13 protein-coding genes are annotated in these 11,799 nt (G+C 70.5%); 3 read left to right on the plus strand and 10 right to left on the minus strand.

Annotation, left to right across the window (positions count from 1 at the left end; genetic code table 11):
* Positions 1–197 precede the first annotated feature (197 nt).
* Both NLX86_RS32680 and NLX86_RS35230 read left to right on the plus strand, forming a co-directional pair.
* Complete coding sequence (locus NLX86_RS32680) at positions 198–740, plus strand: hypothetical protein (RefSeq protein ID WP_254375452.1); 543 nt, start codon at positions 198–200, stop codon at positions 738–740.
* A gap of 402 nt (positions 741–1,142) precedes the next feature.
* Entirely contained in the window at positions 1,143–1,331 is a 189-nt protein-coding gene (locus tag NLX86_RS35230) for an ImmA/IrrE family metallo-endopeptidase (protein ID WP_374214011.1), read from the plus strand.
* Positions 1,332–1,482: 151 nt separating this feature from the next.
* On the opposite strand, the gene NLX86_RS32685 is transcribed toward NLX86_RS35230, so the two are convergent.
* From NLX86_RS32685 to NLX86_RS32720, 8 genes are all read right to left on the minus strand, one after another.
* A complete protein-coding gene (locus NLX86_RS32685) occupies positions 1,483–3,210 on the minus strand; it encodes a relaxase/mobilization nuclease domain-containing protein (protein WP_254375453.1) in 1,728 nt (575 codons plus the stop codon).
* Positions 3,207–3,833, minus strand: a complete 627-nt coding sequence (locus NLX86_RS32690) for a hypothetical protein (protein WP_254375454.1) — start codon at positions 3,831–3,833, stop codon at positions 3,207–3,209. The genes NLX86_RS32685 and NLX86_RS32690 overlap by 4 nt, the downstream gene beginning before the upstream one ends.
* Positions 3,830–4,066 (minus strand): hypothetical protein, encoded by a 237-nt coding sequence (locus NLX86_RS32695; protein ID WP_254375455.1) that lies wholly within the window; start codon positions 4,064–4,066, stop codon positions 3,830–3,832. The genes NLX86_RS32690 and NLX86_RS32695 overlap by 4 nt, the downstream gene beginning before the upstream one ends.
* Before the next feature lie 86 nt (positions 4,067–4,152).
* Positions 4,153–4,344 carry a hypothetical protein gene (locus NLX86_RS32700; protein ID WP_254375456.1) on the minus strand — a complete coding sequence of 64 codons (192 nt, stop codon included), beginning with the start codon at positions 4,342–4,344 and terminating at the stop codon, positions 4,153–4,155.
* Positions 4,341–5,888, minus strand: a complete 1,548-nt coding sequence (locus NLX86_RS32705) for a hypothetical protein (protein ID WP_254375457.1) — start codon at positions 5,886–5,888, stop codon at positions 4,341–4,343. Before NLX86_RS32705 ends, NLX86_RS32700 begins: the two co-directional genes overlap by 4 nt.
* Complete coding sequence (locus tag NLX86_RS32710; protein ID WP_254375458.1) at positions 5,885–6,535, minus strand: WhiB family transcriptional regulator; 651 nt, start codon at positions 6,533–6,535, stop codon at positions 5,885–5,887. Before NLX86_RS32710 ends, NLX86_RS32705 begins: the two co-directional genes overlap by 4 nt.
* Positions 6,536–6,698: 163 nt before the next feature.
* A complete protein-coding gene (locus NLX86_RS32715) occupies positions 6,699–7,409 on the minus strand; it encodes a hypothetical protein (protein ID WP_254375459.1) in 711 nt (236 codons plus the stop codon).
* Between the two features lie 2 nt (positions 7,410–7,411).
* Complete coding sequence (locus NLX86_RS32720; protein ID WP_254375460.1) at positions 7,412–8,281, minus strand: helix-turn-helix domain-containing protein; 870 nt, start codon at positions 8,279–8,281, stop codon at positions 7,412–7,414.
* Between the two features lie 721 nt (positions 8,282–9,002).
* Here NLX86_RS32720 and NLX86_RS32725 point away from each other — a divergent pair.
* A complete protein-coding gene (locus tag NLX86_RS32725) occupies positions 9,003–9,881 on the plus strand; it encodes a helix-turn-helix transcriptional regulator (RefSeq protein ID WP_254375461.1) in 879 nt (292 codons plus the stop codon).
* Positions 9,882–9,947: 66 nt separating this feature from the next.
* On the opposite strand, the gene NLX86_RS32730 is transcribed toward NLX86_RS32725, so the two are convergent.
* Both NLX86_RS32730 and NLX86_RS32735 read right to left on the minus strand, forming a co-directional pair.
* Positions 9,948–10,406, minus strand: coding sequence for an NUDIX hydrolase (locus tag NLX86_RS32730; protein WP_254375462.1), 459 nt, complete (start codon positions 10,404–10,406; stop codon positions 9,948–9,950).
* Positions 10,407–10,408: 2 nt separating this feature from the next.
* Positions 10,409–11,695 (minus strand): MAB_1171c family putative transporter, encoded by a 1,287-nt coding sequence (locus NLX86_RS32735; protein ID WP_254375463.1) that lies wholly within the window; start codon positions 11,693–11,695, stop codon positions 10,409–10,411.
* Positions 11,696–11,799 lie beyond the last annotated feature (104 nt).

Here is an 11,799-nt window from a genome sequence, read left to right on the forward strand (position 1 = left end):
AGGATGACAAGACCGGGGCGGCGACCAGGAAGAGGACGATGGGCCGGGGACGGCCGAGGCGAGGAAGCCGGTGAAGGCGGAGAACGGGCGGGAGGCTGTGGCGGCGGGCCGGTGACGTGAAGTTGCTGGCGCTATCGCGTAGTTCGCTTTTTCGTGCCGGTTTTGTGGGAGGGTCGGCCTGAGTAATCTTGCTGCTCATGGCGAGCGCGGAAGACCTGCTGAAGGCAGACGACTGGTACGACCACGACGGCCCCCACCGCAACTTCGGGGTGTGCAGGGGCGCGATCGTCGGGTACTGGTACGGCCAGGCTGACTGGCAGCAGAAGCGTCGGGGGGATAGGTCGGGCGTGCCGGCCTGCGAGGTGTACACCCTGGACGAGGTGAAGGCCTGCTGTTCGGCGTACGGGTTCCGCAAGGGATATCGGTTTCGCTCGAACGACTACTCCGACCGCCGGAGCGAGGAGGAGATCCACAGGGTGCAGGCACCCAGCGACGTGCACCTGCACGACCCGTTGTCCTTGGCCAGGGGGATCGCCATCGGGTTCGCGTACGCCAGGGCTGGCAATCTCCGCCCCGATACGGCCCCCGCCGACCTGATCCAGAGCTGCTGCGCACGGTATGGCTTCGGCCAGGGATTCGAGGCCGGAAACTTGGTCTTCTTCGAGCAGGCGACCGAAGCGGAGAAGGCACGGTACTTCGACGGCGACCGGGCGCAGCGCAATAACTACGGCTGGGGATAGGGCACTGCGGCGCGGATTGCGGAGCCTGCGCGCCGGTGAGGCGGTGTCGGGCGCGTGAGGAATTCAGCGCCAGATGCCGCGGGCGCATCAGGTCGATCTGCGGCTCGGTGACGTGCTCGCGGGACGGCGGACGATGGGGATGTCCGCCAGGGGCCAGAAGGCGTCGGGCCGTGGCCGTAGAGGCGCGTTTACTGGTCGATGACCCTGTCGGCGTGATCACTGTTTGAAGGCCAACGCACGTATCGTTGCCTGTCCCGGCGTGCCCTACGAGCCCATCAGGGTTCTACGACGGGGGAAGGCTCCGGTCTCACGCCCGTGGGATCTGGGCACGAGCGCAGTGAACGTGTGAGCCAGCCGGTGTGCGAGGTCTGCGGGCCTCCTCCCTGTCCCCGGACTGCGCCGATGTCGGTCCCCTTCTCCACGAGTCACCCCCGCACACCGTTCGTGTTCCTCCCGCCGAACCGGACCGGTGAACAGGCAAGACACCTCATCGCCCACGAGCTTGGACATTTCATCCTTCGCCACAGTCGGCTCGGAAGCCGCGACGCCCACTTCGAAGCTGGCAAATTCGCCGCAGCGCCGCTGAGTTGATCGCCCTCCACATCGACCAACCACCGCGCTGGTCGGCGCAGCCGCGTTCGCTCCCCGCCGACAACGAAGAACGGGACGACGACCCCGCAACGCCACCCAACGACAACAAAACCTCGGATGCCTGCTGCCAACGGCACTCACAGTGAATTACCTATCCCCTGGTCAGCGGGGTTTCCGGGAGGGAACGTGAAGCGGGACGGGACAGCCCCGCCCGGCGTGTCGAGCGTTCCGCTGCGTGACTGCCGCTCACCGTGTCGCTGGTGTCGGTGGGCAGGTCCGCGGCCCGGCGCACCCTCCACACCAGTACGTCGCTGACGGACTCCGCGGTGTCGAGTTCCCGTCGCCCGGCAGCGTCGGCAAGGAGGGCGGCCGGGTCGTGGCCGGCGGCCTCGGCGTCGGCAAGGGTCGCGGCGAGGGCGTACCAACCGGGCTCGGTGAGGATCCGCTCCGCCAGCTCCGGCATCGCCTCACGCAGGACCGACGTCTGCCGCTGCTGTAGTGGGCGGCCCAGGCGCCGGCCGCGCTGGTAGAGGGCGCGGAGGGGCTGGGCAGCGGCGGTCTGGTAGGCGGTGCGCAGGTGCTCGGCGGCGCGGTGGGCGGCGGCGGCCTGCTGCGCGTGGCCCTTCTTCGCGTGCCAGTGGGCGGCGGCGGTGATGAGGAAGAACAGCATGTCGATCGCCATCGCGGTCGTCGCGCCGTCTTCGCCCCGCCCGAGGGCGGGGCCGCCGTGGACGAGGTCGCGGGCGGCCTGCCGCAGGGCCCGGTCGTGCCCGCGCTCAGCGCGGACATGGGAGCGGGAGGCACGCTCGAACGCGAAGGCTGCTTCTCGTAGTTCGCGCCGTGTGTGGGCGGCGGAGGTCTTCGCGAGCGCGTCAAGGACCTCACCGGTAGCCGCTATGTACGCGGCGGCAACCGCGTCCTCGCCGTGCTCGACAACCAGCACCGCCTGCCACGCTGCCGACGCGGTTCGCCGGCGGGCGTCGGCCGGGCCGTCCGGTGCCGTACGGACGGGAGTATCCGTCGGGGCGTCCTGGTCGCGGGCATCGCCGGACCAGCGCTCCCGGATCCGGGGCAGGGACAGGTCCGGCGCGAGGCGTGCGCCGGGGTAAAACACCGGCTCGTCCTGGGCGTTGCGGTCGTCGGGGAGGGCGACCTTGTAGCCGAGCAGGTTGCCCGAGGGGGCGACGCGCTTGCGGATCAGGAGGCCGGCGGCGGCCAGCCGGTCGAAGAACTCGCTCTCGCTCTGGGCGCCGGCCACCGCGCGCCGCACGGTCTCGCGCAGCTCCTCACGTGCGGTGCGTTCCCGGCCCTGGCGTTCGGCCTTGTGGCGCTCTGCGCTGGTGGGGCGCTGGGCAGCAGTGCCGTCGCCGGGGGCGACCTGGTGCAGGCCGAGTTCCTTCTCGATGAGGCGGCATTCGGCCTGGGCGCGTTTGCCGGAGCGGAAGTCGTCGGGGCGGCCGCCGTCCTCACAAATGAGGGTGGCGACGATATGGATGTGATCGTCGGCGTGGCGTACTGCCGCCCAGCGGCAGCCGGGCTGCCCGTCTCCGGGGTCGATGCCGGTGGAGGCCACGATCCGGCGGGCGATGTCGCCCCACTCCTCGTCGGTGAGGATCCGGTCGTCCGCGGTCGCACGTACGGAGGTGTGCCAGACGTGCTTGGCGGGACGCGCGTGTTTGGGGAGAGCCTGGACGGGCTGGTCGAGGAGCTGCTGGAGGTCCTTGAGGGTGGCCTTCGGGTCGCGGCCGGGGTCGGGGGACATGCCGTCGAAGGAGGCCACGAGGTGCGGGTCGGTGTGTTCCTCGTGCTTGCCCGGACCGTAGAGGTAGGCGAGCAGGCCGATCGTTCGGGAGCCGGACTCGTTGACGCTGGGGATCACGAGGCGCGCTGCTCGATCAGCCGCGCGGAGGCTTCATGGACGCTCTCGGCGGCGCGCCGGACGGCGGCGACCGCCGCTTCGAGCTGGGGGGTCTCGGCACCGGAGTTGAGGGCCTTGACTGCCTGGTTGAGATTGCTGCCGGCCCAGCCGAGCCTGCGGCGGCTGTCGAACAGGGCTGTGATCACTTCGCGTTCGTCGGCGATCTCAGCGCTTGTGCGGTCGAGGTCGCGGGCGGCGGTGAGAGCGGAACGGGCGAGGAACCCGGCGACGGACAGGTTGCACCGGGCGGCGGCGGACTTGATCAGGGCGAATTCTTCTTCGTTGAAACGCGTGTTGGGCTGGTGCAAGCGCTTCTTCTCGCGCGGCTGACGCGGACGCTGACGGGCGCGGACAGCGCGCTCGCGGCGGCTGCGGCGCTCGTTCGGCTTCTCCTCCTGCCCTGGCTTCGATCCGCCCTCGGTCGAAGCCAGATGGACCTGCGCCCCCCGGTGCAGGTCCTCTCCCGCCCCCTCGGGGGCGGGTTTGGCGGAAGCTACGCTTCGGCCCCAACTTGCTCGCCCCGAGACCGAGTTGAGGTCCCGAGCAGGTTCCGGGGTGGTGCCGTTCTCGTTCGGGTTCGTCATCGGGTGCGGGCTTTCGTAGAGCGGATGCGGTGCTGGATGGTGGCGGCCAGCTCGACGATGTCGGCCGGTCCCGCGAGGATGTGGACGGGGCCGTTGGGCTCGTGCTGGACGAGCCACTGGCCGTTCGGGGCGAGGACTGCGGCGTGCAGGAGCCGCCGACGGACCAGGACGTCCGCCCAGGCCCCCGCCTCGGTGGCCGTTGGCGTGGACGAGCGGGTGGGACGGGGAATCACGAGGTGCCTCCTAGAGCGGTGCGGTGGCCCGGCGCAGAGCCCGGGCCACCGTTGGCGATAGGCGCCATGACCTGCTGTTTCGTGGGTCAGCCGCACTCGGGGCAGCGCCCGACGTGGCCGCTGAGAGCCCGCGCCATCCGGGCCTTCGTCGACTCGGCGTGCTTCGCGCTGGACTTCGCCGACGGCCTGCCGGCATGCCGCTCGGAGTGGGCACTCAGGAAGCCGATCTCCCGCTCGTACTCCTCACGCAGGGACGCGAATCGGGGGCAGGTCTTCATCGTGCGGTGTTCCTTGTCTTCGTGGTGCTGTCGTCGCTCCGCAGTTGCTGGAGGACGAGGCTCAGCCGGTCGTTCCGGCCGCCCTTGAGGCCCTCGCGCCGCAGGATCTCCCGCAGCTGGACCCGGGTGACGGCCTCGTTGCCGTCCCGCGCGAGCAGGGCGGGGACGTGGGGGCGGACCTGCTGGACCAGGTGCTCCACGGACTGCTCCGGCTCGCGCGGCGCACGCTGCGTCTGCGGGCTGCGGGACCGGCCCCGCTTGCCCTTGGCCTTCGAGGTCGGCTGCCGCCGGTGAGGAACCTTGTGTCCCCGGTCCCCGGTGGGCTCGGTCCCCGTGTCGGTGTCGCTCGGTCCCCGGTCCCCGGTGGGCTCGGTCCCCGACTCGGCGGCCCTCAGTCCCCGGTGCGTTTCAGCGGCCTGAGCAGGCAATTCAACCGCAGCGCGGTCGGTCCCCGCCCGGTCTTCGAGTCCCCAGCGCCGTTCCGGCTTGGCGCCCTCGGTCCCCGCTTCGGCCCCTTCCATCGGGCCCCTGGTCCCCGCGTCCCGGTCCCCTGTATTGGGGACCGGTCCCGTCTCCTTGTACGGTCCCCGGTCCCAGCTGGACTCGGCGCGGGTGTGGGGACCGCCGCTGGGGACCGCGGTGCTCTGGTCCTTCGGCGCGGGGACCGTGGCGGTCGTGCTGCTGTCGTGGTGCGGGAACCAGGGGGAGGGCAGGGGGACCGTGGCGAGGGCGAGTGCGTGTCGGCGGGCAGCGAGCTGGTCGAGCAGCTCGGCACGCTGGGCAGGGTCCGTTCCGACCGAGGCCCTGCCGATCGCCTTCGACAGCCGCCGCGTGAGTTGTCGGCCGCGTCGGCTCTGCCGTTGCTCGGGGGTGCGCTCGGCGAGGCGGGCGGCGAGGGCGACGGCGCGGGCGGTGGCTCGGTCACGGGTGATCTGTGCGGCGTCGCGGTCCCGCGCGGCGATGCCGAGGCGGGACAGCAGCCGCTCGCGCGCCTCCCGTCCGAGAGTGGCGATCAGGCTGTGGGAGGAGGCTCCGGGGGTGCGCAGGCGTAGTTCGATGCCCATGGCGAGGTGCCAGAGCATTGCCGCCATGACCGGGCCGACAAAGGCGCGGACCGTGCCACCGACGGGGCCGCTCTCGGCGTAGGCGGGGATCACCTGCACGCTGGTGATGACCCAGACCAGGGTGCCCGGCAGCCCCGGTGCCCCCTGAGTGGCCAGGTTCTGCCGCGCCATGAGCGCGGTCGCAAAGAGCCCCATTTCGGCGGCGGCGAACATCCCGATGCGCTCGGCGGTGCCGGCCATGTCGAGGTAGTCGGCGGCGAACCGCCAGCTCGTATCCGCGCTGTAGGCGGTGCAGCCGAGGGCCGCGACCGCTGCGGCCTTGACTGCCAGGCTGCCGAGACGTTTCTGCGGACGCTTTCCCTGCCGCCAGATCGCCCAGCCAGTCAGGGCCAGGACCAGGGCGGAGACGGGGACGCCGAGGACGAGAAGAAGGGACGGGTCCGGGACAGCACCGAGGGACAGAGCGGTGGGGTGGGTCATGCTGCCTTTCCGAGAGGGCCCTGCGCGGAGGTGGACGTCGCCGCATGGGACGTCGGCTGCTTCGTGCCGGGCTTGGTGGTCGCGGGCCGGCTGCCTGCCGAGGCCGCCCGCTTCCGCTTCTCCTTGTTCTTCTTGCGCCTCGGCACGCCGAGGGTCCGGTCGCGGTCGAAGACCTTGTTGGCGGCCTGCCGCAACAGGTCCCGGGCGTGCTTGTGGCTGATCTGCAGGGCCGCGGCGAGCCGGTCGGGCCGCCAGCCCCGGACGTAGGCGTGGTCGATGACGACCTGGCGTTCGGCTTCGGTCAGGTGCACGTCGCGTCCGTTGAAGAAGGCGATCACGCGGCTGTAGTCGAGGCGCTGGGGCAACCCGTCGTGCCAGGGTCGCCGCTCGGCCTCGGTCAGTCCGCCCCATACGCCCTCCTTGAGGACGTTCTCCAGGGCGTAGTTGAGGCAGTCGCGGCGGACCGGGCACCAGCCGCACAACTCCTTCGCCTCGGCGATGGCCTCGTGATCCCGGGGCAGTGGGAAGAACACGGCGTCGGCGTCCTCGGGGTCCATGCCGTAGCACGCACCGCGGGTGTGCCAGCTGGTGTCGCCGATGCCGCGCAGGCCGGTGGCCGGCGCGTTGTGGGTGGTGATGGTGCGCAAGGTGATCTCCGATGTGCTGCCGCGTCGGCCGGTCGGGGTCCGGCGGCGGACAGACGCGGCGTCGGGTGCCGGCTGCGGCGCAGGGGCGGGCGCCGCAGCCGGGGCGGGACGGTGGTGTGGCGGTGATGCACCGGACGGGGTGCAACCGACGGGGGTGGGCCGGTCAGGCCATCGCGGGCTGCTGGACCTGCTCGGTCTCCTGGGCCTGCCGAGCAGCGGCGAGGTCGAGGCGGCCAGGGTGCGGGGTGGCGCGCGGGGCGTTGCCGCGCGCAAAGCCGTCGCGGTCGATCCGTCGGCGGCGGCACGGCTCGCCGACTGGGGCCTGGCACCACTCGCATCGGACGCCGAGGGCATCGGGCTGCCCCTGGGCGACGGCTGCCTCGCGTACCGCTCGGGCGGGCCGGTAGGGCGCGAGGGCAGCTCGGGCTTCCGGTGGTATGCAGGAGCCGACCTCCCGCAGTCGCGCCTCCAGTTCCGGGTCGATCCGACCGCTGGTGATGGCCCGGTACTGCGCGGGCTGAGCGCCGCCGGTGGCGACGGCGCGCCTGGTGCCGACCAGCTCGGCTGTCCAGGCCGCCTGGTCGTCCGGGTCGACGGACGGGGTGGGGTCGGTGTGCCGGTTCAGGCGGTCGCGCTTGTAGCTCGCCCACGGTCGGCCGATGTCCGCAGGCAGGATCTGGTACGGCGAGACGCGGATGTGCTGCTGGGCGGCGACGCGGGCGTCCCAGCCGTGCGGGGTGGCCATCGGCACGCCGCCGAGTAGTTCGTGCCACTGGGCGAGCTGGTCGCGGGCCTCGCCTTGGTCGGTGCGGATGGTGCGGGGGTCGAGTCGGCCGATGTAGGCCAGCAGGGCGGCGATTTCGCGGCGGTCCATGGCTACTCCGTTCCGGTCGGCTCGTCGAGGGCGGCGAGCAGGGCTGCGGTGTGGGCTTCAGCGCGGGTCATGCCGCCGGGCTGGGCGTAGAGGTTTGCGCGGCCCGGGGCGTGCTCTCGAGCGACCCAGGACCGCCAGTCGGCAGCCCAGGCACCCGCCGAGCGGGGCTTGAAGTCGGCGCGGTGCAAACGCCACTTCGCGTCGGCGGCGGCGAGGCCCTCCTCGCCGAGACGGTCGAGGTGGCCCTGCTGGCGGGCCCAGGCGTGGGCGGCGGGGTCGATCTGCCACGCGCTGGCCGGGGTGACGGCGGTACCACTACTGCTGTACCTACGGTTCACCTTCGGTTCACTACGGTTCTGTGTGCCGGTTTCCGGTACATCCTTGTGCCGGTTTCCGGTACGGCGCTGTGCCGGTTTCCGCCGTGAGGTACCGGATTCCGGACCTGCCGGTTTCCGGTACGTGCCGGAGGTTTCCGGTACCTCGCGGGGGCGGATTCCGTACCGCCGCAGGGCCGAGAGCCGAAGCGTCACGCCGACCTCGGGCTCGTCCGTCGGAGCGGCTTCGTCGCCAGCCTTCTGCTCCCCCGCAGCATTGGCGACGGCCTTCGCGGCGAGGGGCAGACGGTAGACCGTGCTGCGCTGCGGGCCGGTGAGGTCGTCGAGCTGCTCCAGCTCGCCGCCGTCGAGCAACCGGTCGAGGGCCTCGCGCACCGTGGACCGGGAGGCGTTCGCGCGCTCCGCCAGGCTCGTCAGGGAGGCCCAGGCGATGCACTGCTCGTCGGCAACCCGGTCGGCGATCGACAGCAGGACCAGGCGCGCGGTTCCCCGGCTGGAGCTGTGCTCCCACACCCACTCGCGGGCATCGCTGCTCATCGGCCGCTCCCGCTCACGACGCGGGACCGGCGGCTCGCCGAGGCCGTGGTGGTGTGCTCCGGCCCGGGGCGGGAAGGCGCCGAGGCGAAGTTGGCTGCCGCGCAGGCCAGGCGGTTGGGCCTTTTGCGCAGGGCAGGAGGCATGCAACAATCCCCTTTGCAGTGTTGCCACGCTGACGCGCCCGGTGGAAAGGGATCAGCGTGGTGATGGTGGGCAATCTCCGCCCTTGCCGGGGCGGGTCGTGCCTTTAAGCGTTCGGCGTCCGGGAGTTCGTACCTCTCGGGCGCCGCCGCTGTATCGGGACCTATACGGGCGGGTCGATGCGGATATCGCTCCTCACGATCGCGGTGCCGGGCGGGTCGCCCGAGGGACGACGAACATACGCACGCCCCAGCGTCAAGATCCAGACTTGGTTCAAGAACTCTCCACTACTCGCAGCGTGCTCGGCAGCTACATCAGGCCGCGGACCCTGCTGATGATGAGCTGGCCATGTCACGCCTCGTGCCCTCATTGAGGACAGCGATTCTGTAGAGGCATGACGGACTCCGGGGGCTCGAGCGGTGCAGGAACGAACCTGTTCGATGCGCGCGCAGGATGAGGGCTCGGAGGTAGGCTGAGAAGCTCACCCCGATCGATGAAACGAAAGTATCCTCGTTTAGTCGATCGATCAAGTGGCTACAGTATTGACGCAGACCTCATCGGACCAGGAAGGACGGGTTGGATGCCGGCACGCCGGTTCGACGCCGCGCGCGTGCTGCTCACCCGCCGGGATGCCCGCCTCAAACAGAGCGACGTGGCGCTCGGCATGCGAGTCAGTGCTGCTCGGGTCAGCGCCTGGGAGACGGAACGCTCGGTTCCCGATCCGGAGAAGCTGCCTCGCTTGGCCGAGCTCCTTGGGCGCGGACTGGACGACTTGTTCCCGCGTGCGGGGCGTCCCGACCTTGCCGACCTCCGTGCCGATGCCGGCTACTCGCAGGCGGATACCAAGCATCTGACGAAGACCAGGACGGCTGGCCCGGTGGCCGCCGCGGAGAAGGGTCAGCGTCGCCTCGCCGAGGAGTACCACGCACCGTTGGCCAAGGCGTACGGCGTGGGCGTGGATGCGCTGCTCCGCGCCCAGGAGCGCTCCTTCGGTATTGACGTGCCCGAGCCTGGCGAGCAGCCGGAAACGCCGCAAGTCGCTGGCGACGGGCTGCCCGAGACTCTCGCGGAGAAGATCACCTATCTGCTGGAGCAATTGCCGTCCCCGCTGTCGGACGCGGAGGTCGCGGCCCTGGGCAACAGCCGTACGGGGGCGGAGATCCTCGACGAGGACCTGGTGCGCGATCTGCGGACCGGAGTGGTGACGAGCGCCTCGGACGAGGAGGTGCTGCATGCGTTGGCCGAAGCGCTGGATACCACTCCGCTCATCTGGTCGGCCGACGCCGACGTGCAGCGGATCATTGCGGAAACGATGCTGCTCAGGGGCCAGGTCGCCGCACTCGCAGCGCGAGGTGGCGGACAGGAAGGGCTCTCGGCAGAGCTGCTGCAGTTCATCCTCAAAGAGGTCGACAAGGCCAGAGTGGACGTCCAGGGGAGCGGCTCCTCTGGGACCGTCTGACTGACCAGCCCCTGAATTGGCGTGCCCGGCACGAGGACCATGCTTCCTCGTGCCGGGCACACGGTCTTACAGGCGGATGGAGACCTCCATCAGGGTCTGGCTGGCATGGGCGGTGAGGGCGGCCTGCCAGACCTTGGTCAGGTGTGGGGGGATCAGGCCCGGCTCCATGGCATCGGGGTGGCAGAACCGGTACTCGCTCAGCTCGGTCTCCTGCAGCACGATCGCGGCCCGATCCTTCTCGCCGAGGATCCCTCCGTCGTAGACGTAGAGAACCTGGGCGCCTCGGCCGGGGACGGCGAGCCAGGCGTGCACGAGCAGGCGGCCAACCGGGGGCGTGATACCGAGTTCCTCTCGGACCTCTCGTATGGCGGCCTCGTGCGGCGTCTCGTCGTGGTCGATGTCGACTGCCCCGCCGGGCAGGTTCCAGTGGTCCTTGTATGTCGGATTGACGATGAGGACGGCGCCCTCTGTGTCGAAGAACAGGGCGGCGGCGGAGGCGCTCAGGTGGGAGGAGGTGGCACTCATGGTTACATCCTGGAGGTGTGCGGGACGGGTTGCTCGGTGACGGTGCTGCCGATGAGCGGAACGGCGGCAGGGCGCGCCGAGTGGTAGACGTCGGCGACACGCATCAGCCAGGCGACCTCCGAGGCGAAGTCGCCGCCGGCGGTCTCGAACCTGACTGGCGCTCCGGCGGGGTGGCGGATGGCGCCCAGCGCCGACTTGAGCCAGTGCGCTTCGGCCACGGCCGCCGCGTCTGTGCCCCGGTGTCCTTCGGCTTCGGCGAGTTCGCGGGCCCGTGAGAGTAGGTCGGCCGGCACCCGGCGCCGCAGTTCGTGGGTGACATCCCGGATCTCGGTGACGTAGCGGCCGAGCCGGATCTGCGGGGTGGCATCGTGCCACAGGACGTCACGGGCCAGGTTCACCAGGACAGCGGCCCTATGGCCGCCCAGCAGCAGGCTGGGCTGGTATAGGGCGATGCCGTCCACTGCGAGTACGAGGTCACGCCACAGCGGATGCAGGCGGACCACGGTCCGCATGCACTGGATTCGCCCGATGAGCGCCCGGGCAGCAGGGGTGACAGCCCCGACCAACCACAAGAGGAAGCCGGCGTACAGCACGGCATCGGTGATCTGCTCCTGCTGAACCACGGCTGCGGTCGATGGGGGCACCACCGCAGTGGGGATGAGGAACGCGGTACGCAGGACGGCGTACAAGATGATCACGACCATGCCGGCGGCCATCATTGCCAGCCCGGCTCGCAGCGGCCATCGGCGGGCATGCCGTGCGGCCCTGCCCCACTGGTAACCGCACACAGCTGCTGCCGCCGCGGTGTACAGGTAGAGCAGGCCCATGTAGAGGACTAGGCCGGGCTCGCCGATGTGCCGGCCGATGAAGTACGGGCTGTCTGTCCCGGTTTTCGTCCGGTCCAGGGCGAGGAAGAACACGCCAGCTAGGCACAGCATGGTCGCCAGGGAAGCCCGGGCGGCGATGCGGTGCGCCAGCGACGTGATCTTGATGTGGCGGGCGGTGGCGTCCTCGTCGGCGTAGACGTCCGTGACGTAGGTCAGCAGTCCGCAGATTCCGATGATCGCCAGGATGTGCTTGAGGAGGGTGGGCAGGTCGTTGATGCCGAGCGGATCGATCACCGCGCGGCCGAGGTCGGTGCGTAGCCACCATGCAGTGGCGAAGGCGGCGAAGGCACCCCACAAGGAGCGCTCGCGACGCCGACCGCGTATAGCTGCGGGGATACGCACGATGACCTGCAGGAGGAGCAGGACGACGATAAGAGTGATGATCGCGTCAGGTGCGGACACGGTTCTTCCGGTCGTTGCGGGGGCGGGGAACTAGGGTCTGTTGCGAAAGTGCTGGTCGCAGAAGTGCGTTGTCGGTCGTGTTGTGCTTGCATACCCCGGTGAAT

The sequence above is a fragment of the Streptomyces sp. A3M-1-3 genome, from assembly GCF_024213665.1.
In the GTDB taxonomy this organism is placed as follows: domain Bacteria; phylum Actinomycetota; class Actinomycetes; order Streptomycetales; family Streptomycetaceae; genus Streptomyces.

Coding starts and splice junctions, on each gene's coding strand:
- NLX86_RS35230 (WP_374214011.1), top strand. CDS start 1,143: ATGTCGGTCCCCTTCTCCACGAGTCACCCCCGCACACCGTTCGTGTTC.
- NLX86_RS32725 (WP_254375461.1), top strand. CDS start 9,003: ATGCCGGCACGCCGGTTCGACGCCGCGCGCGTGCTGCTCACCCGCCGG.
- NLX86_RS32680 (WP_254375452.1), top strand. CDS start 198: ATGGCGAGCGCGGAAGACCTGCTGAAGGCAGACGACTGGTACGACCAC.
- NLX86_RS32690 (WP_254375454.1), bottom strand. CDS start 3,833: ATGACGAACCCGAACGAGAACGGCACCACCCCGGAACCTGCTCGGGAC.
- NLX86_RS32700 (WP_254375456.1), bottom strand. CDS start 4,344: ATGAAGACCTGCCCCCGATTCGCGTCCCTGCGTGAGGAGTACGAGCGG.
- NLX86_RS32730 (WP_254375462.1), bottom strand. CDS start 10,406: ATGAGTGCCACCTCCTCCCACCTGAGCGCCTCCGCCGCCGCCCTGTTC.
- NLX86_RS32705 (WP_254375457.1), bottom strand. CDS start 5,888: ATGACCCACCCCACCGCTCTGTCCCTCGGTGCTGTCCCGGACCCGTCC.
- NLX86_RS32720 (WP_254375460.1), bottom strand. CDS start 8,281: ATGAGCAGCGATGCCCGCGAGTGGGTGTGGGAGCACAGCTCCAGCCGG.
- NLX86_RS32715 (WP_254375459.1), bottom strand. CDS start 7,409: ATGGACCGCCGCGAAATCGCCGCCCTGCTGGCCTACATCGGCCGACTC.